Source organism: Ruegeria sp. J8, assembly GCF_056531925.1.
The window spans coordinates 635,868-654,423 of record NZ_JBQFMR010000001.1; the positions used below are offsets into that span (position 1 = coordinate 635,868).

23 protein-coding genes are annotated in these 18,556 nt (G+C 58.8%); 12 read left to right on the plus strand and 11 right to left on the minus strand.

Features of this window, described 5'->3' with window-relative positions; translation table 11 throughout:
- Positions 1–109: 109 nt before the first annotated feature.
- Positions 110–760 (plus strand): immunity protein Imm33 domain-containing protein, encoded by a 651-nt coding sequence (locus ACR0L1_RS03030; RefSeq protein ID WP_480857070.1) that lies wholly within the window; start codon positions 110–112, stop codon positions 758–760.
- Positions 761–831: 71 nt separating this feature from the next.
- Here ACR0L1_RS03030 and ACR0L1_RS03035 read toward each other — a convergent pair whose 3' ends face one another.
- Entirely contained in the window at positions 832–1,293 is a 462-nt protein-coding gene (locus tag ACR0L1_RS03035) for a hypothetical protein (protein ID WP_170769047.1), read from the minus strand.
- Between the two features lie 357 nt (positions 1,294–1,650).
- Between ACR0L1_RS03035 and ACR0L1_RS03040 the strand changes: the two genes are divergently transcribed.
- Positions 1,651–2,229: a thymidine kinase gene (locus tag ACR0L1_RS03040; protein ID WP_170783844.1), complete on the plus strand. Its 579-nt coding sequence runs from the start codon at positions 1,651–1,653 to the stop codon at positions 2,227–2,229.
- Here ACR0L1_RS03040 and ACR0L1_RS03045 read toward each other — a convergent pair.
- The 5 genes from ACR0L1_RS03045 to ACR0L1_RS03065 all read right to left on the minus strand — a co-directional run bounded on the left by ACR0L1_RS03045 (position 2,226) and on the right by ACR0L1_RS03065 (position 5,420).
- Positions 2,226–3,176, minus strand: coding sequence for a 2-hydroxyacid dehydrogenase (locus tag ACR0L1_RS03045; protein ID WP_480503286.1), 951 nt, complete (start codon positions 3,174–3,176; stop codon positions 2,226–2,228). The two genes, ACR0L1_RS03040 and ACR0L1_RS03045, sit on opposite strands and share 4 nt — an antisense overlap.
- The gene (locus tag ACR0L1_RS03050) at positions 3,176–3,514 is read right to left on the minus strand and encodes a tRNA-binding protein (protein ID WP_170769045.1); all 339 of its coding nucleotides are present in this window, start codon (positions 3,512–3,514) and stop codon (positions 3,176–3,178) included. Before ACR0L1_RS03050 ends, ACR0L1_RS03045 begins: the two co-directional genes overlap by 1 nt.
- The gene (proC, locus tag ACR0L1_RS03055; RefSeq protein ID WP_170788184.1) at positions 3,507–4,322 is read right to left on the minus strand and encodes a pyrroline-5-carboxylate reductase; all 816 of its coding nucleotides are present in this window, start codon (positions 4,320–4,322) and stop codon (positions 3,507–3,509) included. Before proC ends, ACR0L1_RS03050 begins: the two co-directional genes overlap by 8 nt.
- A 37-nt stretch (positions 4,323–4,359) precedes the next feature.
- Positions 4,360–4,860, minus strand: coding sequence for a type III secretion system chaperone family protein (locus ACR0L1_RS03060; RefSeq protein ID WP_170352361.1), 501 nt, complete (start codon positions 4,858–4,860; stop codon positions 4,360–4,362).
- Positions 4,861–5,171: 311 nt separating this feature from the next.
- A complete protein-coding gene (locus ACR0L1_RS03065) occupies positions 5,172–5,420 on the minus strand; it encodes an accessory factor UbiK family protein (protein WP_170352360.1) in 249 nt (82 codons plus the stop codon).
- A gap of 97 nt (positions 5,421–5,517) precedes the next feature.
- On the opposite strand from ACR0L1_RS03065, the gene lgt reads away from it, so the two are divergent.
- The 5 genes from lgt to ACR0L1_RS03090 all read left to right on the plus strand — a co-directional run bounded on the left by lgt (position 5,518) and on the right by ACR0L1_RS03090 (position 9,738).
- Positions 5,518–6,405: a prolipoprotein diacylglyceryl transferase gene (gene lgt / locus ACR0L1_RS03070; protein ID WP_480857074.1), complete on the plus strand. Its 888-nt coding sequence runs from the start codon at positions 5,518–5,520 to the stop codon at positions 6,403–6,405.
- Positions 6,402–7,469 (plus strand): class I SAM-dependent methyltransferase, encoded by a 1,068-nt coding sequence (locus tag ACR0L1_RS03075; RefSeq protein WP_480857076.1) that lies wholly within the window; start codon positions 6,402–6,404, stop codon positions 7,467–7,469. The genes lgt and ACR0L1_RS03075 overlap by 4 nt, the downstream gene beginning before the upstream one ends.
- Positions 7,466–8,230, plus strand: a complete 765-nt coding sequence (gene pgeF, locus ACR0L1_RS03080; protein WP_480857078.1) for a peptidoglycan editing factor PgeF — start codon at positions 7,466–7,468, stop codon at positions 8,228–8,230. The genes ACR0L1_RS03075 and pgeF overlap by 4 nt, the downstream gene beginning before the upstream one ends.
- Before the next feature lie 263 nt (positions 8,231–8,493).
- Positions 8,494–8,622 (plus strand): hypothetical protein, encoded by a 129-nt coding sequence (locus tag ACR0L1_RS03085; protein WP_269149749.1) that lies wholly within the window; start codon positions 8,494–8,496, stop codon positions 8,620–8,622.
- A gap of 333 nt (positions 8,623–8,955) precedes the next feature.
- The gene (locus ACR0L1_RS03090; RefSeq protein ID WP_170783829.1) at positions 8,956–9,738 is read left to right on the plus strand and encodes a Hint domain-containing protein; all 783 of its coding nucleotides are present in this window, start codon (positions 8,956–8,958) and stop codon (positions 9,736–9,738) included.
- A gap of 116 nt (positions 9,739–9,854) precedes the next feature.
- On the opposite strand, the gene ACR0L1_RS03095 is transcribed toward ACR0L1_RS03090, so the two are convergent.
- On the minus strand, positions 9,855–10,355 hold the full coding sequence (locus ACR0L1_RS03095; RefSeq protein WP_170783827.1) for an Lrp/AsnC family transcriptional regulator: 501 nt from the start codon (positions 10,353–10,355) through the stop codon (positions 9,855–9,857).
- A 214-nt stretch (positions 10,356–10,569) separates the two neighbouring features.
- Between ACR0L1_RS03095 and trxB the strand changes: the two genes are divergently transcribed.
- The 4 genes from trxB to ACR0L1_RS03115 all read left to right on the plus strand — a co-directional run bounded on the left by trxB (position 10,570) and on the right by ACR0L1_RS03115 (position 15,631).
- Positions 10,570–11,511, plus strand: coding sequence for a thioredoxin-disulfide reductase (trxB, locus tag ACR0L1_RS03100; protein WP_170769038.1), 942 nt, complete (start codon positions 10,570–10,572; stop codon positions 11,509–11,511).
- Between the two features lie 4 nt (positions 11,512–11,515).
- The gene (locus tag ACR0L1_RS03105; RefSeq protein ID WP_480857081.1) at positions 11,516–11,965 is read left to right on the plus strand and encodes an RES family NAD+ phosphorylase; all 450 of its coding nucleotides are present in this window, start codon (positions 11,516–11,518) and stop codon (positions 11,963–11,965) included.
- A gap of 58 nt (positions 11,966–12,023) precedes the next feature.
- Positions 12,024–13,694 carry an adenylate/guanylate cyclase domain-containing protein gene (locus ACR0L1_RS03110; protein ID WP_480857083.1) on the plus strand — a complete coding sequence of 557 codons (1,671 nt, stop codon included), beginning with the start codon at positions 12,024–12,026 and terminating at the stop codon, positions 13,692–13,694.
- A gap of 218 nt (positions 13,695–13,912) precedes the next feature.
- Positions 13,913–15,631, plus strand: coding sequence for a bifunctional sulfate adenylyltransferase/adenylylsulfate kinase (locus ACR0L1_RS03115; RefSeq protein WP_170788177.1), 1,719 nt, complete (start codon positions 13,913–13,915; stop codon positions 15,629–15,631).
- Between the two features lie 46 nt (positions 15,632–15,677).
- Here the strand turns inward: ACR0L1_RS03115 and ACR0L1_RS03120 are convergent, their stop codons facing one another.
- The 4 genes from ACR0L1_RS03120 to ACR0L1_RS03135 all read right to left on the minus strand — a co-directional run bounded on the left by ACR0L1_RS03120 (position 15,678) and on the right by ACR0L1_RS03135 (position 18,154).
- The gene (locus ACR0L1_RS03120; protein ID WP_480857084.1) at positions 15,678–16,544 is read right to left on the minus strand and encodes a glycosyltransferase family 10 fucosyltransferase; all 867 of its coding nucleotides are present in this window, start codon (positions 16,542–16,544) and stop codon (positions 15,678–15,680) included.
- Positions 16,544–17,428: a PhzF family phenazine biosynthesis protein gene (locus ACR0L1_RS03125; protein WP_480857086.1), complete on the minus strand. Its 885-nt coding sequence runs from the start codon at positions 17,426–17,428 to the stop codon at positions 16,544–16,546. Before ACR0L1_RS03125 ends, ACR0L1_RS03120 begins: the two co-directional genes overlap by 1 nt.
- Before the next feature lie 82 nt (positions 17,429–17,510).
- Entirely contained in the window at positions 17,511–17,735 is a 225-nt protein-coding gene (locus tag ACR0L1_RS03130; RefSeq protein WP_170769032.1) for a DUF1150 family protein, read from the minus strand.
- A 5-nt stretch (positions 17,736–17,740) separates the two neighbouring features.
- Positions 17,741–18,154, minus strand: coding sequence for an Hsp20 family protein (locus ACR0L1_RS03135; protein WP_170769031.1), 414 nt, complete (start codon positions 18,152–18,154; stop codon positions 17,741–17,743).
- A gap of 163 nt (positions 18,155–18,317) precedes the next feature.
- Here ACR0L1_RS03135 and ACR0L1_RS03140 point away from each other — a divergent pair, with 163 nt between their 5' ends.
- Entirely contained in the window at positions 18,318–18,542 is a 225-nt protein-coding gene (locus ACR0L1_RS03140) for a YdcH family protein (protein WP_170736696.1), read from the plus strand.
- Positions 18,543–18,556: the final 14 nt, after the last annotated feature.

The window sequence follows — 18,556 nt, forward strand, 5'->3', positions numbered from 1 at the left end:
ACAGGCGACTTTCACAGCAGGGTATTCTTGCCTCCAACCCGCAGCTTGACCACTTTAGCGTTGAAAACAAACAAGAAGATGAACTGTAAAGCAGATCAAGGTTGCATTTGTGACAAGCCCTAGTTTTCGCCTTCACGACCCGCGCCCAACGCAAAAAGAAAACCCATACACGTTCCATTTACCAAGCGAAGAAGAGCTTGCTGAAGTCGGTATTGGAACAATCGTAAAGCTGATTTTCAGCGCTGTTCCTGAATCCGAACAATACGATGCGGAGAGAATGTGGGTTATCGTAAAACGCCGCGACGGCTCAAATTTGCTAGGTAGGCTCGACAACACCCCAGAAGACATACCCGCATTGACACTCGGCGATCCGGTCGAGTTCAAAATCCACCACATAGTTGGAATAGATTGGGATGACCCGGAATTGCAAATGCGTTTTTCAAACGACTTCAACAAGTGGTTTGGCCGCTGTTTTGTTGATGATGCAGTTTTGGAACGGCGCGCCCGCGTGGGATATGTTTATCGTGAAGATTCCGAACATGACGAAGAAGACAAGTATCCCGATACCGGCTGGCGCATCCGCGCGGATGTAGAACAACTGTCGCAAGAAGAATACGATGACACGCCATGCAGCTATGTCGCTATTGGTGCGGTGTTAAACCGTGACGACAGTTTTGTTCATCTCCTGTCAGAACCCGTTGGAAGCCGTTTTTTGAGAACGCAGGGCGATAGCTACGAACGCTGTCAGGAAGAGGAATAGCTCAAGTGCAGGCATAGCCGTTCGTAGAACGCGCCGCTCAAGTTTTTTTTGCTCGAAGATATGAGAAGCGCTCAGCTCACGCTTTCCTCTTCCAGATGCAGCTTCATCTCGATCAAAACCTGCTGCAACTGGCTGGTCTCTTTCAACAAACGCTTGGCTTCGTTCACTGTGATGATGCCGTCTTCGATGGCGGCCTGGTATTCGGTCATCAGCATGGCAAAGCGCTGGCTTAGCGCGATAACGTCTGCATTCACCCCTCCGGTTCGGGGCGCGTCCGAGTTGCGACCGTCATAGGACAGCGTGATGTTCTTTAGGTCCGCCAAAGCCGAGGTCACATGCGGAAAGTTGGACACGGCCTCAAGCCGGGCAACCGCGTCCACCGGCATGAACCGGTCGGCGTGCTCGGCATTGTCGGAATAATACCGGCCCAGGGTCGCCTTGGATTTCCCGGTAATCTCGCAGGCGGATTCGATGCCCACGTCTTTGACCAATGCCTCGGTATGCTTTTTCAGGTAGGCCCCGATATCTGCCATGTTTCAACCTTTGCTGCCTGGCTTCACCACCACATCTGCCAGTGTGGGGGAAACGGTGCGGAAATTTCCCATACTCGAGTCATAATTGAAATGGCATAAATTGACTATCCCTCAGAATTGAAGGGATTTTGTGAGTGAGTGGCGGCGTTTCCAGCCGGTTATGAGTATCCGCGGGGCGTTTTTCTGGTCCTGCAATGGTTAGGCCGTATGACGGCCGACGGCGTCGCTGTTGTTGAAGCGGGGGTATCCATCCCCAATGAGCTTGCGCTCGACCCTTGCAACGACAACGGCGACGACGCTTTCTTGGTTTATATTGGTCCCTTGCCCGCGCCGTTCAGGCGTTTTAGACCCGGGCGTATGGCAAAGCTATACTTCAATTATTCGACCATGAACGCGGGCAAATCGACCGTGTTACTGCAAGCCTCGCACAACTACCGTGAGCGCGGCATGGATACCTATCTGATGACGGCCCGGCTGGATGGACGTGCAGGGGTGGGCAAGATCGCCTCGCGCATCGGGATTGCGGCGGATGCCGAAACATTCGGGGCGCAGGACGATGTTTTTGCCATGATCAACGCGCGCCTGAAACAGGGCAAGGTGGCCTGCGTGTTCATTGATGAGGCGCAGTTTCTTACCGAGGATCAGGTCTGGCAACTGGCGCGTGCCGTGGATGATCTGAAAATACCGGTTCTGGCCTACGGGTTGCGCGTGGACTTTCAGGGGCGTCTGTTTCCGGGCTCTGCGGCGCTGCTGGCGCTGGCCGATGAAATGCGCGAGGTGCGCACGATCTGCGAATGCGGCCGCAAGGCTACGATGGTCATTCGGCAGGACGAGAACGGCAACACCATTACCGAAGGCGCACAGGTTCAGATCGGCGGGAACGAGACCTATGTCTCGCTCTGCCGCAAGCATTGGCGCGAGGCGATGGGCGACTAAACCGGGTTCGGCAGCGCGCGCCCCGTGACAAAGGCGGCGACATTATCCAGCGCCATATTGCCCATATCCGTGCGCACTTCCTCGGTCGCGGTACCCAGATGCGGGAACAGGGTCACGTTGTCCATGTCGATCAGGGCTTGTGGGACCTTGGGCTCGAATTCATAGACATCCAGCCCAGCCCCGGCGATCTGCCCCGCCTGAAGGGCTGCGATCAGGGCAGCTTCATCCACGACCTCTCCGCGCGCGATGTTGACCAGCAGGGCGTTGGGGTTCATCGCCTCCAGCACCTGCGCATTGATCAGATGCCGGGTTTCGGCGCCACCGGGAACCGCCAGCACAAGGAAATCGACCGAAGCCGCCAAAGCAGACAGATCGGGAATGAACTCTGCCGCAAAATCCAGATCCTTCGCGCTTCGCGATTGATAGGCCACCTGCATCGAGAACCCATAGTGGCAACGCCGCGCGATGGCCTGACCGATGCGACCCATGCCCACGATACCAACCCGTTTGCCGGTGACGTGGTGGCCCAACATCTGGGTCGGATGCCAGCCTTCCCAAGCACCGGCGCGAACCAGGCGCTCACCCTCGCCCGCGCGACGGGCCGTGGACAACAACAGCGCCATGGCGATATCGGCGGTCGCATCAGTGACTGCGCCGGGGGTGTTGGTGACGGTGATTCCGGCAGCTTGCGCGGCGCTTACGTCGATATGGTTATACCCAACGCCGAAATTGGCCAGCAGCTTGCAACGCGGGTCAGGCACTTGCGCAAAGATATCCGCCGAGAACTGATCCCCCAGCGTCGGAACGACAATGTCGAACGTGTTTAGCGCGTTGATCATTTCTTCCTCAGACATCGGCGCAGTCTCGGGCCGGAATTCAACGTCGAATTCAGCCCTTGCGCGCGCTTCGACCGCTGGCGTCATCGGCCGGGCAATAAATACCTTCATCAGTGCATCCTTCCGCCGATGGGAACGTTGCCATCCGGTCCGATCAGAACGATCTCACCGTTTTCGTCGGGCAGGCCCAGCACCAGGACTTCGGACATGAACTTGCCGATCTGGCGCGGCGGGAAATTCACCACAGCCATCACCTGCTTGCCGACCAGAGTGGCCGGGTCGTAATGCGCGGTGATCTGGGCCGAGGTCTTGCGCTCGCCGATCTCATCGCCGAAGTCGATCCACATCTTGATCGCGGGTTTGCGGGCCTCGGGATACGGCTCGGCGCGGATCACTTCACCTACGCGGATATCGACCTTGAGAAAATCGTCGAAGGTAATCTCACTCACGGGACAGCTCCTTGGATCGGTCGGTGGCGGCTTTGACGGCACGGTGCAGCAGATCGGGGAAACCCTGTTCTTCGTGCATAAGCACCTCTAGCGCGGCCTGCGTGGTGCCATTGGGCGAGGTCACGTTGACCCGCAGCTGCGCGGGGTCTTCGTCGGCGGCCATCGCTAGCGCGCCTGCCCCTGCAACAGTAGATTTGGCCAGCTTCATTGCCAGTTCATGCGGCAAGCCCTGCGCCTGCCCCGCGGCGGCCAGCGTTTCGATCAGGTGGAACACATAGGCCGGGCCCGATCCGCTGAGACCAGTCACTGCGTCCATCTGCGTCTCTTCCGCCAACCGGACAGTTTCACCAATCGCGGACAGCAGGTTTTCGGCCAGGGTCACATCGGCCTCGGAGGCCTGTGCGTTGCCGATCAAAGCCGTGATGCCCTGCCGAATGGCCGCAGGCGTATTTGGCATCGCCCGAACGATCGGCGTGCCCGCGCCCAACACGGATTCGAATGTGGAAATCGACGTCCCCGCAGCGACCGAGACGAACAGGCTTCCGCCCCCGCCTAGCGCTTTGATCGCGGGCAATGCTTCGCCCATCATCTGCGGTTTGACGGCCACAAGCACCACGGCGGGCGCTTCGGGCAATGCTGTGTTTATATTGACGCCTTGTGCTTTCAGCCAGTCCGAGGGGTACGGATCAACGACCCAGACCGAAGAGGCAGGAAGGCCGTGTTCCAGCCAGCCCGCCAGCATGGCCGATCCCATCTTACCGCATCCCAGAAGCACCAGCCCCTGATCCGCGACACGCGACATATCCATGATTGCCCCTCCCCATTATCTGGCTTGGGGCAAAGCTTTACGCGCGGCCGTAAGCCTCTGCAATGGCGACTTGCATCGCATCTTCGGGATCACGATTGCCCCATGTGACCAGTTGGATCGCCGGGTAATACCGCTCGGCACTCAGAACCGCTGCGGTGATCATCGTGTCAATCTGTTCAGGGCTGGCCGTCTGACCACCCGCCAGAACCAGACCATAGCGATAGACCATCAGCTTCTGGTTGGCCCAATAGGTAAACGCCCCGGCCCAGCACTGATCATTCATCTTGTTCAGAAGCTCATACAGCTCGCTTTCCCGCTCGGATGGCGGGTCCATTTCGAACGAGCACACCATGCGCAGGGTTTCGTCATAGTTCGACCAGGCCAGAGTGATGGAATAGGTGCGCCACTGTCCTTCGACAGCCATGGCGATCTGATCGTCGCCGATACGATCAAAATCCCAGTCGTGATGTTCGGCCAGGTGTTCAACAATATCAATCGGATGAAGGTCTTCTTCGAGAAACTGCTCGGATAGGGCCATAATGCCACCTCACTTATCTCTAGCAATTTGGGGCTGGCAGCGCCCCAGCGCTAGTTGCCTGCTCTACAAGCCGGGCTTCCCCCATGTGCCTGTACTAAATATGGTGCGCCGCGCGCACCCGTCTGGCAACCCTATTTCTTGGGGATAACAGCAATAAGTTGTGGACGAATGGCCACGGCGATCAAAATATTGGCGCCGGGTACAGCTTTGTCTTGATTAAATTCCGCAAGGCGGCATGATGCACAACACCGCACAACCCGACTAAGGATTGCGCGGTGCTTTTCCTGTTTTCGATGAATTTGCAGCGGACGTTACTTGTCCAGCTTTGCCTCAAGCGCGGCGATACGCTGTTCCAGGGCTGCGTTTTCCTCGCGCGCCTTTTGCGCCATGGCGCGGACGGCATCGAATTCTTCGCGGGTGACAAAATCGCGGTCGGCCAGCCAGCGATCGATCATCGACTTCATCGCGTTCTCGGCCTCTTCCCGTGCACCTTGCGCCACGCCCATGGCGTTGGTCATCAGTTGGGATACATCGTCGAGGATCTTGTTGCGGGTCTGCATAGTTTTTCTCCGAAATCGCGGTTGTTCTCTATATGGGTAAACTTTGCGTCAGGCTCAAGGTTGACTTGCCCTGCAAAGCACGGGCAATGAGACGCACATGCAGGCTGTTCTGAATTTCCCCGATCTGTCGCCCGAACTGTTCTCGATCTCACTCTTCGGGATGGAGTTCGCGCTGCGTTGGTACGCGCTGGCCTATATCGCGGGCATCCTGATCGCGTGGAGGCTGGGGGCAGCGGCGCTGAAACGCCCCGCACTTTGGGCAGATAACACGCCGCCAATGAAACCCCAGCAGCTTGAGGATCTGATCACCTGGATCATCCTTGGGGTGATTCTGGGTGGTCGACTTGGGTTCGTGCTATTTTACCAGCCCGCCTATTACCTTGCGAACCCGGAGGACATTTTGAAAGTCTGGCAAGGCGGCATGGCCTTTCACGGCGGTCTGCTGGGCGTGATTGTCGCCTCTTACATCTATGCCCGCCGTCACCAGATAACGGTTCTGCCGCTGGCTGATCTCATTGCCCACACTGTTCCGCCCGGGCTGCTGCTGGGACGATTGGCCAACTTCATCAACGCCGAGCTTTGGGGCCGCCCCAGCGAGGTGCCATGGGCGATAATCTTCCCCGGCCCTGCCGCGCAAGACTGCCCTGGCGTGCTGGTGGGAATGTGCGCACGCCACCCCTCGCAGCTTTACGAGGCCGCGCTGGAGGGGTTGCTGCTGGGGGCCATGCTGCTGTGGCTGGTCTACCGCAAGGGCGCGCTGCGCAAACCCGGACTGGTTATGGGCGTGTTTCTGGCCGGGTATGGCGCGTCTCGCTTTATCGTTGAGTTCTTTCGGCAGCCGGACGCACAGTTTATCTCGGTCGGGAACCCTCTGGGTCTTGCGTGGCATATTGGCGGGTATGGCCTGACCATGGGGCAGCTCTTGTCGCTGCCCATGATTGCGCTTGGCCTGTGGTTCGCCCTGCGGGCGCGACACGCGCGATGAGCCTAACCGACCATCTGCTGGAGCGCATCGCGCAGGACGGTCCGATGACCGTGGCCGACTACATGACCGAATGCCTGCTGCACCCGACCTATGGCTATTATACCACCCGCGATCCTTTCGGCGCGCAGGGCGATTTCGTGACCGCGCCCGAGATCAGTCAGATGTTCGGTGAGTTAATCGGCCTAAGTCTGGCGCAAAGCTGGATGGATCAGGGCCACCCCGATCACTTCGTTCTGGTCGAGCTTGGGCCGGGGCGCGGAACACTGATGGTGGACATCCTCCGGGCCACACGCGGGGTCCGTGGCTTCCATGACGCGGCTGAGATCGTGCTGTTCGAAGCCTCACCGACCCTGCGCGACATTCAGGCAGAAACGTTAAACGAATTTGCACCGCGCTGGGTCACAACGGTTGCCGACCTGCCCGACGCGCCCTTGTTTCTGGTCGCCAACGAGTTCTTTGACGCCCTGCCCATCCGCCAGTTCCTGCGCGATGGCCCTGCGTGGCGCGAGCGCCTGATCGGGGCCGAGGGCGAATCGCTGACCTTCGGGTTGGGGACCCAGGCGGATCAGGTTGCGCTGACGGACCGATTGCAAGACACGAAAGATGGCGATCTGGTTGAGCTTTGCGCGGCGGCAATCCCCATCCTGACCGTCATCGCGGGTCGAATCGCAAGCCACGGCGGTGCCGGTCTGATCGTGGATTATGGCGACTGGCATTCACTGGGCAACACGTTTCAGGCCCTGCGCGGGCATGAGCGTGTGGATCCGCTAGATACACCCGGTCAGGCCGATCTGACCGCCCATGTAGATTTCGAACCACTCGCATTGGCAGCGCGTGCCGCGGGTTGCGCCCATTCCCGTCTGACCCCTCAGGGCGTGTTTCTGGAACGGCTGGGCATTACCGCCCGTGCACAAGCTTTGGCCAAACCGCTCGGCGGGGCGAAGCTTGAAATGCTGGTGGCTGCACATCGCAGGTTGACGCATCCCGATGAAATGGGAAACCTGTTCAAATTACTGGGTCTCTACCCCTCCTACGCGGCACCTCCACCGGGATTGGAACCATGACACTGGAAATACTGACCTCGGACATATTGTCAGGCGTGCGCCACGGTTTCTTCAGCCGCCGGGGTGGTGCCTCCTCGGGGATTTTTACCGGACTTAATTGCGGCTACGGGTCCTCGGATCAAACCGAGGTCGTGTCGATCAACCGGGGCCGCGTGGCCGACGCGATGGAGGTCGACCCCGACGCGCTGGTCGGCGTGCATCAGGTGCATTCGCCGACCGTGGTGACCGTTGATGGCCCGCAAACCGGCGACCGGCCAAAAGCGGATGCGATTGTGACGGCGACACCGGGTCTGGCGCTTTCGATTCTGACCGCAGACTGTCAGCCGGTTCTGTTTGCGGATGCTCAAGCCAATGTGATCGGTGCCGCCCATGCCGGGTGGCGCGGGGCCTTGGACGGTGTGCTTGAGGCAACACTGGACGCGATGGAGGCGCTTGGCGCGGACCGCGCGAATACAGTCGCTGTCATCGGGCCGACGATCTCGCAGCGGGCCTATGAGGTCGGTCCGGATTTTCTGGACAGTTTTGTCGCCGAATCACCCGATAACCTGCGTTTCTTTGCCAATGGAGAAGGCGACCGACTGCAATTCGACCTGCCCGCTTTTGGCCTGCACCGTCTGCGACAGGCGGGAATCGGCCAAGCGGAATGGACGCGCCATTGCACCTATTCGGACCCGGACCGGTTTTATTCCTACCGCCGGGCCACCCACGCCAAAGAAGCAGATTATGGCCGCCTGATTTCTGCAATCAAATTATTAACCTAGACCGAATTGTGGCGATATCGCCACCTTTTCGCCACATTCTTTGTGTCTACCTGAGTCGGAAGAAACCAAGTTTTATTGTCCGGTCTCAGGTGCTTATCTGCCGATGCTCCAGCAGTGCAGGACAGCATAAAGAAAGAGGAGCTGCCATCCTTCATTTTGTCCTGAATTGATCCCGGATCAGCCTTATCGCTGCCGCAATATGGCGTCAGATTAGGTCCAAAGGGAATTGAGGCCACGACCTCGACAAGAGCAGGACTACAGGAATGAAGGGAAAATCTCGCTTTCTAAGCGCCGTCATCGCGGCGAGCAGAGAGAAAGGTCTGGACATGCCGTGGAAGGGCGTTTCCAGCCACTCGATCAGGGTTGCCCGCCGCTTGGCGGCACGGCGTTGATCGCGATGTTCAGGGTACCAAGCTGCCGGTTCCCTGGGCCAAGACCGGCGTCAGAGGGGTGCTCCGGCCTGACGCGTACCCTGCCGCAGGTATTTTACGCGGCGCGGGTGAGGGGCATGTGTGCGCAGGCAATTTCCGCCCGCGTTGTTGTGAGTTTGTCTGGGGGGTCAAGATGTTGACCAAAGGGATACGCGATACTGCTGCGATGCGACGTCAGTGCGACGATCGCCCCAAGGTCGCCCTTTCATTCAAAACAAAGAAGAAAACTGATCAGACGGGCATGGACGGAGGGGTCAACCTGTCTGAGCGGACTTTAGAAGGGACGGAATAACAATGCCTATTCCACATTCGCTCTCGCGGGCGGCCAGAAATGCGGTTGATACGTCAGCGATGCTGCGCGACGCGTCACGTGCACCGAACAAACCCAAGGCGCAGCTGCGGCGCTATGAGGTCAGTGCGCTTCTGCCCAATGGTGACATTGCGCAAACCCGCCATATCGCACCAGCCCTGCCGATGTTCGAGGATGCCTTTTGCGCCTTTACCCGCGGATCTCTGGTCGACACTGAAACCGGGCCGGTCGCCATCGAAGACCTACTGCCCGGAGACACTGTTTTGACACAGGATGGCACCTCACAAATCGTGTTGTGGAAAGGCTCGGTCACGCTGGTACCGGGGCGCGAAGATTCGCGTGGCCGCACCCGTCCGCTGACCCGCATCATGGCCGACACATTCGGCATGCAAAAACCTCTTTCAGGCGTGATCGCGGGGCCATCAGCCCGGATCGTGGGCACTCCGGCGCATCTTCGGCATCTACACGGGAATGAGACGATCCTGACCCCGGTTCACGAATTCCAGGACGGAATGAACGTGATCGAGACATTGCCGCCGACGCCAGTTGAACTGTTTCACATCTGCCTGAAACGTCACGCGGTTATCAAAGTCGATGGGTTGCAGTTTGAAACCTATCATCCCGGCGTGAACGCGGTGCGCATGATCAGCCACTCCTTGCGGTCGATCTTTCTGAACCTGTTCGCGCATGCCGACTCGCTGAACGATTTCGGACCGCTGCTGATGCCGCGCGCTGGCGATGGCGAGGTCGACGCGATCACAGCTTGAAAATTACCAGATACTGCAAAGTGGGGGCTTTATGCAGATTCTATTAGGTTGGGTATTGTTTTTGTACGTGACGGCCATCTTACCAAGGTGTTGTGCCGCACATAAACGGACGCGCTTTACGCCGTCCGGTTCATTCGTTCTTCCAGCACGTCAAAAGGCACGCCGGGCTCGTCCTTAGCGCCACGAATGACCAGTGATGTTTTAACACTGGCCACGTTCGGCGTCGTCAGCAGCTCTCCGGTCAGGAACTGTTGAAAACTGCTGAGGTCGGGGGCGACGCATTTCAGGATGAAATCCACCTCACCGTTCAGCATGTGACACTCCCGGACCAAGGGCCATTCGCGGCAGCGTTCCTCAAAGGCGGTCAGTTCCGTTTCGGCCTGACTTTCCAGACCGACGCTGGCAAAGACCTGAACCTCGAACCCCAATTCGCGCGCGTTTACCTCGGCATGGTACCCGCGAATAAAACCCGATTCCTCAAGCGTGCGAACCCGACGCAGGCAAGGAGGGGCTGATATCCCGACACGTTTCGCCAATTCGACATTGGTCATGCGACCGTCTGCCTGCAATTCCGCCAAAATCTTGCGGTCAATCTCATCCAGCCGGGTCGTGACCATAAAATGCTCCTGAATTTTTTTCAGTTGTTATATCAGCACCCACTTGATGCGCAATAATATTTCGCCTCTGCGCAACATTCTTTGTTTCATTGCCATTCCATAGCCGCAAGGCCGATACCCATCAGGAAGGGGCTTTAAGCGCCGCCACTGGGTCGCTATATCCAATCGCCAAGGGGCCAAGCGCCCAAGTCAGGCATATCGAGTTGGGGGTACCATGGCCGAAACGAAACACACCAAGGTTCTGATCATCGGGTCGGGACCTGCCGGATACACGGCGGGCGTCTATGCCAGCCGCGCGATGCTGAACCCGATTCTGGTTCAGGGCATCGAGCCCGGCGGTCAGCTGACCACCACGACCGAAGTCGAAAACTACCCCGGCTTTACCGAGGTGCAGGGCCCCGATCTGATGATCAAGATGCAGGAACATGCTGCAGCTATGGGGTGTGAGATCATCGGCGACATCATCAGCGATCTGGATGTCAGCAAACGCCCCTTCACCGCCACGGGCGACAGCGGCACGACCTATACGGCCGACGCCGTTATTCTGGCGACCGGCGCGCGCGCCAAATGGCTGGGCCTGCCGTCCGAGGACAAGTTCAAGGGCTTTGGCGTCTCGGCCTGCGCCACCTGCGACGGGTTCTTCTATCGCGGGCAAGAGATCGTGGTCATCGGCGGCGGCAACACCGCCGTGGAAGAGGCGCTGTTTCTGACCAACTTCGCCAGCAAGGTCACTCTGATCCACCGCCGCGACGAGTTGCGAGCCGAGAAAATCCTGCAGGACCGTCTGTTCAAAAACGAAAAGATCGAACCGCTTTGGTTTCATGAACTGGACGAGGTCGTCGGCACTGATGCCCCGCTGGGCGTCGAAGGTGTACGTGTCAAGAACGTCAAAACCGGCGAGATCACCGAGATCCCGTGTAAGGGTGTCTTTGTCGCCATCGGTCATGCCCCAGCCAATGAGCTGGTCAAGGACACGCTGGAAACCCATATGGGCGGCTATGTCGTAACCAAGCCGGGCTCGACCGAAACCTCGATCCCCGGTGTTTTCGCCGCCGGGGACCTGACCGACCACATCTATCGTCAGGCTGTCACCAGCGCCGGTATGGGCTGTATGGCCGCGCTGGACGCCGAACGCTTCCTGGCAGAGCAGGAGTAACACGGTGTTGGAATTCTCCGGCCCGGTCTGGAGAATTCTGTTTTTGTCCCAATGCGACGCCCCTCTGGCCCCTGCAAAGGCGCCCGAGGGGCGTTTTCATTTTGCAGGGCAGGCAGCGCTTTACGCGTCACTCAGCGCCGATGGGGCTGCGGTCGCGATCCGGCGCTATGTCGGCAAGGATGATCCCCCGCGCGTTTTGCAACAGGCCCGGATCACCAAAGCACGCCTTGTCGACCTGCGCGGACAACGCACAGCCTCGGTCTTGTGGCAGGAGATGGACCGTCCCTCGCCCACCTGGCAGTTCTCGGAAGCGGCCCGCGCGCAAAAGGCGGACGGGCTGATCTACAGCTCTCGGTCCCGGCCAGACCTCAGCCATCTCGTGCTGTTCAAAATTTCGGCTGACGTGATCCATGTCGATGCGCCTGCGACCGCTTGGGTTCCGCCTTATTCTTGACCCGTCGCCTCCCCCGTACCAGTCTCGGCTTCAGACAAAGCGCGTGCAGGTGATTTGATTGAGTAGCGTTCTATGGCAAGGCGGGTGGGCAACCCGGCTGAGGATCGGCAGCGGCCTGGTCCTGTTTGCCTTCGCCTTTTTTCACTTCATCAACATCGGGTTGGGGTTGTTTCATACCGATTACCTGCACGGGATGCAGGATGGCCGCCACGCGGTGACGCGCCATGACATCGGCAGTGCGTTTCTGTATTTGGCGTTGTTTGTGCACACAGGCTTGGCGCTGTATTCGATCAGCCAGCGCAGGACGCTCAGAATGCCGGTCAGCACGGCGCTGCAGGTGGTTCTGGGCCTGCTGATCCCGCTGCAGCTGATCACCCATATCGTCTATACGCGCTACGCGCACGAGGTCTATGACGTCAATGACGAGATGGGCTATATCATCATCCTGATGTGGAACAGCAGCGCGATCTGGCTGCAAAGCGCATTGCTGCTGATTGTCTGGATTCACAGCTGCATTGGCCTTCACATGTGGCTGCGCCTGACCGATTGGTGGTCAAAAACTGCGCCCTACCTGATCGGGTTGGCGGTGTTTGTCCCGTCGTTCGCGCTGGCCGGATTGCTGACCGAGGGACGGCGCCTCTGGTTGGATTTCGCCGATCCGTTTCTGCGTGACCAGTATATCGACCACTATAACTGGCCGTCTCAACAGGATTTTCAGGCACTGTTCAGCATCAAGAGCAATGCTGTCACGGCTTTCTGGATCGCGCTGGGGGCCTCATTAACTGTTTTCGCAGTGCGCAAATTGCTGCGGCGCAGGCACTCGGTCCGGGTGAAATACGTGGAAGGCCCCGAAGTCGTCGCCGAAAAAGGCATGACATTGCTGGAGATTTCGCAAGCCAATGGCATCCCGCACACTGCATTGTGCGGGGGTAAAGGACGCTGCACAACCTGTCGGGTGATTGTCGAGGATGGGGCAGACGCCCTCCCCTCGCCTAGCGAGGTCGAGGCGCGCAGCCTTGCAGCCGTGGGTGCTCCAAGAAAAGCGCGCCTGGCCTGTCAGATTCGACCAACAGAACCGTTGACCGCGTTTCGCATGTTCCGCCCCAACGGCGGTCGGCAACGCGCACATTCCAGCCAGGGACAAGAGCGCAAACTGGCCGTTCTTTTTCTGGACATGCGTGGTTTTACCTCTCGGACGACGGGTCAGTTGCCCTATGACATCGTATTCCTGCTGAACCGGTTCTTTGACGCCATCGTGCCCGCCATCACCGCCGAGCGCGGGGTGGTCGATAAATACATGGGGGATGGTCTGCTGGCGGTGTTTGAAACACCCGATACAGAAAGTTCGGCCCGCGCAGGGTTGCAGGCAGCCATAAATGTCAGTCGCGCCCTCGTTCAATTCAATCAGCGGCTAGAAGCGGAAGGCAGCCCACGTATCCGCATCGGAATGGGTCTGCATCTGGGAGATCTGGTTTTGGGTGAAATTGGCGCAGCAGGCACCGCAACGCGCACGATCATCGGCGATGCTGTTAACGTTGCCAGCAGGCTAGAAGGGCAAACCAAGGACCTTGGGGTCGAGCTGCTGGTGTCGTCCGAATTGCTTCAGGCCGCCGGATTCGGCGGAGATCAAAGCGGCTTGAAGTCGTTTGATTTGCGCGGGGTCACGCGACCGATTCCCGCCTTGCCTGTGACCAGCGCTACCGATCTTGCAGCCACCGCCGCAGAATAGAACATACGTACTGAATTCACCTGCGAACCGTAAATCGTCGGGAATTTCGTCCTCAAAACTTCTACCGGTCAAAAAATCCTTCCAAACGCAGTAAAAACTGCGCATATCGTCCTTAATTACCTGAATGTATATGGACTTCGCCCCACAGTCGGGGCAAACGCCCCGCAAAGACACTGAACCACCGGTAAAAAAAACCGAACTTCGACAAGAGTATTCCCATGACGATGTTGAGCAATCTGGCTCCGATCCCTGAACTTTATGTTTCCTACGAGTCGGCGCAGAAACTGAAAGTAGAAGCTGCCGACCTGACCAGCTGGGATCTGAGCCCGCGCCAGATCTGCGACCTGGAACTGCTGATGAACGGCGGGTTCAACCCGCTCAAAGGTTTCCTGTCCGAGGCCGATTACGACAATGTGGTCGAGAATATGCGTCTGGCAGATGGCACGCTGTGGCCGATGCCGATCACTCTGGATGTCAGCGAAGACTTTGCCGAAAGCATCGAACTGGGTCAGGACATCGCCCTGCGCGACCAGGAAGGTGTCATTCTGGGCACCATGACTGTGACCGACCGCTGGACCCCGGACAAAGCGCGCGAGGCCGGAAAGGTGTTCGGCGCGGATGACGATGCGCACCCTGCGGTGAACTATCTGCACAATGTGGCGGGCAAGGTCTATCTGGGCGGCCCTGTCACCGGCATCCAGCAGCCTGTCCACTATGATTTCCGCGCCCGGCGTGACACTCCGAACGAGTTGCGGGCGTTCTTCCGCAAGCTGGGCTGGCGTCGCATCGTTGCATTCCAAACCCGCAACCCGCTGCACCGCGCCCACCAAGAACTGACCTTCCGCGCCGCCAAGGAAGCGCAGGCCAACCTGCTGATCCACCCGGTTGTCGGCATGACCAAGCCCGGCGACGTCGACCACTTTACCCGCGTGCGCTGCTATGAGGCGGTTCTGGACAAGTATCCAGCCTCGACCACCTCAATGTCGCTGCTGAACCTCGCAATGCGTATGGCTGGCCCGCGCGAAGCCGTCTGGCATGGCCTGATCCGTGCCAACCACGGCTGTACCCACTTCATCGTGGGTCGCGACCATGCGGGCCCCGGCAAGAACTCGGCCGGAGAAGATTTCTATGGCCCCTATGACGCGCAAGACCTGTTCCGCCAGCATCAGGATGAAATCGGCGTTGAGATGGTTGATTTCAAACACATGGTCTATGTGCAGGAACGCGCCCAATACGAACCGAATGACGAGATTCTGGACAAGGATGACGTCACCATCCTGAACATCTCGGGTACCGAGCTGCGCCGCCGTCTGGCGGAAGGTTTGGAAATCCCCGAATGGTTCAGCTTCCCCGAGGTTGTGGCCGAGCTGCGCAAAACCAAACCGCCGCGCAGCCAGCAAGGTTTTACCGTGTTCTTCACCGGCTTCTCGGGCTCGGGCAAATCCACCATCGCCAACGCGCTTATGGTCAAGCTGATGGAGATGGGCGGCCGTCCTGTGACCCTTCTGGACGGTGACATCGTGCGTAAAAACCTGTCGTCGGAACTGGGCTTCTCGAAGGAACACCGCGACCTGAACATCCGTCGTATCGGGTACGTTGCGTCCGAGATCACCAAGAACGGTGGCATCGCCATCTGTGCGCCCATTGCGCCCTATGCCACCACCCGCCGCGCCGTGCGCGAAGAGGTCGAGCAATTCGGTGCCTTCTGCGAAGTCCACGTCGCCACCAGTATCGAGGAATGCGAGCGCCGCGACCGCAAGGGCCTGTACAAGCTCGCGCGCGAAGGCAAGATCAAGGAATTCACCGGTATCTCGGACCCTTATGATGTGCCGCAGAACCCTGAACTGAGCGTCGAGACCGAGAATGTCGATGTCGACAACTGCGCCCATCAGGTGCTGCTAAAACTGGAGAGCATGGGCCTGATCGCCGCGTCCTAAGCTGCATCCAAACAGTCACAGGCCCTCGCACCGCGGGGGCCTTTTTTCATGCTCGAAGCGCGGCACGGATGGCCGCAACGGCGCGGGATTCGAAGTCTCCGACCTCGGCCGCTTTGGGCTGGATCGCCTGAAGATGTGGCAGGCGCGCAGCGTAGTCCTCGGGCGAGGCGACTTGAATGGCACGGTGAATATCGGCCTCGGATTCGCACAGGATCATGCCCGATGTGTCGAAGAAATCCTCGATATTCGGGCAGCCCCAATAGATCGGAACGGTGGCGCAGAGGATTGCATCGGTCAGTTTTTCCGAGAAATAATTCCGCTCCCGCACATTCTCGATCACCACGGAATAGCGATAAGGTGCCAACCCGTCGGATTTCTGCTCAAACGGCATATAACCACGGCCCATGATATCGACATCCGCGCCCGTTTCGCGCACCCAGTCGATCACCGCATGGCGCAGCTGGTGACCTTCCAGATCGCGCTTGGCCGAGGCGATCAGCGAACAGGATTTGGTCTTTTCGACGGACAACGCCTGCCACTCCGGCACCATGGTGACGCCATAGGGCAGAAAAACCGCGTTCGGGATGCCTTGCAGCAGGACGTCATGGAAGGTCAGCACGCGAAAGAACCGCCGCCATGTCCAGCGCAGCATCCGGTCGTGTTTTGCGTGGATGGCCGAGGGTTCCCCCATCATCAGCGAAATCTGCGCGCGGGTACCCCGGCGCAACCGCAGATGCACGGTGGAATTGGGATACATGATCAGGTGATCGGTAGATTCAAGATCTCTGACGGTTTTACCGATCAGGCGATCCGGGCAACCCTCGGGCCAGATCAGATCGCTGAGGGGAACCGCGGCCAGTTTCGGCCCCAACCGGTGCCCATAGGGCAGAATGGCAATCGCGGGCTCGGACATCAGACCCCCTCGGGCAGGTCGACCTGCCCACGCATCAGCACATGGCCGCGTCCGGCGACCTTGATACCGGTCATTGCCTCTGGTGGGCCAACGCGCGTGACGGTGGCCTGACCCGGACGGCCCATGTCATGGCCCTGTTCGGCGATGAAGCTGTCCTTGTCCATCAGCCGGTATTTCCACAGATAAGCCGCCATCGCACCGGTGGCAGAACCTGTGAACGGATCCTCGGGTGGGCTGGGTGGGGCCAGCAGCAGGCGCGAGAACGTGTCACCCGCCCCGGTCGCGCCTTGCAGCGTCACAAGAAATGGCTCGGCCATGTCCGATCCGGAAAAGCCTGCTTTGGCCGCAACCTCTCGCAATGGACCTTCCACCAGTTTTGCGGCGCGCAACGCCGCGTGATCGCGCAGAACCGTGATGCAGAACGGCAGACCGGTAGACACGAATTGCGGCGGGGAAATGATGACATCGGTCGGCAGGCCGATCGTTTCTGCCACCAGTTCAACTGGGACCTGCGCGCCGAATTGGGGCGCGATCTGCGTCATCTCGATCTCATCACCATTCAGGCGGATATCGACGATCCCGGCACCGGTCTCAAGCGTCAGGGCATCGCCCTGAAACAGACCACGCGACCGCATGGCCGCGACGGTGGCAATGGTGGGATGTCCGGCAAAGGGAATTTCACGGCTGGCCAGGAAATACCGAACCCGAATGTCGGCCACGTCAGAGGGGCCGGTAAAGGTGCATTCGACCAAAGACGTCTCTTGCACATAGGCCATGCAGGTTGCGTCCGACAGATGGGCTGCGTTATGCACCACAGCACATCCATTGCCGCCAAACGCCCGGTCGGTAAAAGCATCCACCCAGTCAAAATCGAACCAGCTCATTCCCGCGCATCCCATGCCATTGCACGGCATATCTGGCCCGGCGAGCGGCGGATGTCACGGGGAAAACGCCTCAGGGGCCGTGTCAGTGCACGGCCACCGGCGAAAAGTCATGCTCGCGCGCGAGGTTGAACGCCAGCTTGCGGTCGGCGACCAGAGCCAGGCGTTGGCCATCGGAATCATGTACCGCATAGAGCGTATCCAGATCACCCGCCTGTTCACGCACCTCGCGCGGCAGGTCGGTAATCTCGACCTTCTTCACATAGACGATACGGTCGCCATTAGCGTCTATTTGTACCGGTGTATTCATTGCTCTTACCCCTTTCTTATGTTGATCGTTTGCACCACGGTTTCCGGCACGGCGCGGGTCAGATCCACATGCAGCAGACCGTTTTCCATGATCGCCTCGCCCACCTCGACTCCGTCGGCCAGCACGAACATTCGCTGGAACTGACGTGCCGCGATGCCGCGATGCAGGAAGATGCGCCCCTCGCTGTCGTCGCGTTGACGGCCCCGGATCACCAGTTGGCGATCCTCGATGGTGATCGACAGATCTTGCTCGGCAAATCCGGCTACGGCCAGCGTGATGCGGTAGGAATAATCCGAGGTTTGTTCGATATTGTAGGGCGGATACCCCTCATTTCCGGCCTTTGCAGACCGTTCCAGAAGGCGTTCCAGTTGCTCGAACCCCAAAAGATGCGGGTATGAGCCCAAGGTAAGTTTAGACACGTATTTCGTCCTTTATTGCCAAAGCGACGTGTTGTGCGGCCCCGTTCCGGCAACCGCGTACAATAGAATATGGGAATGTACCTGGATGTCCACAAGGTCTGGCAGGATAAACCCTGACACACTATCTTGTGCGACAAGCACCACAATAGTCACTGAGTCGCTCATGAACGCGCCCACCGATCTTTCGATGAAAACCGATGACGTTTTGCGGGTCGAGCTGGAGGTTTTTCGCCGCCAGCACCGCGATCTGGACGAAGCGATCGAGGCGCTGCAATCCACCGGAACGGCCGATCAACTGACCGTCAAGCGCTTGAAAAAGCAGAAACTGCGGCTCAAGGACATTATTCGTCTGATCGAAGACCGTCTGACCCCTGACATCATCGCCTGACGCATTGCCACGAA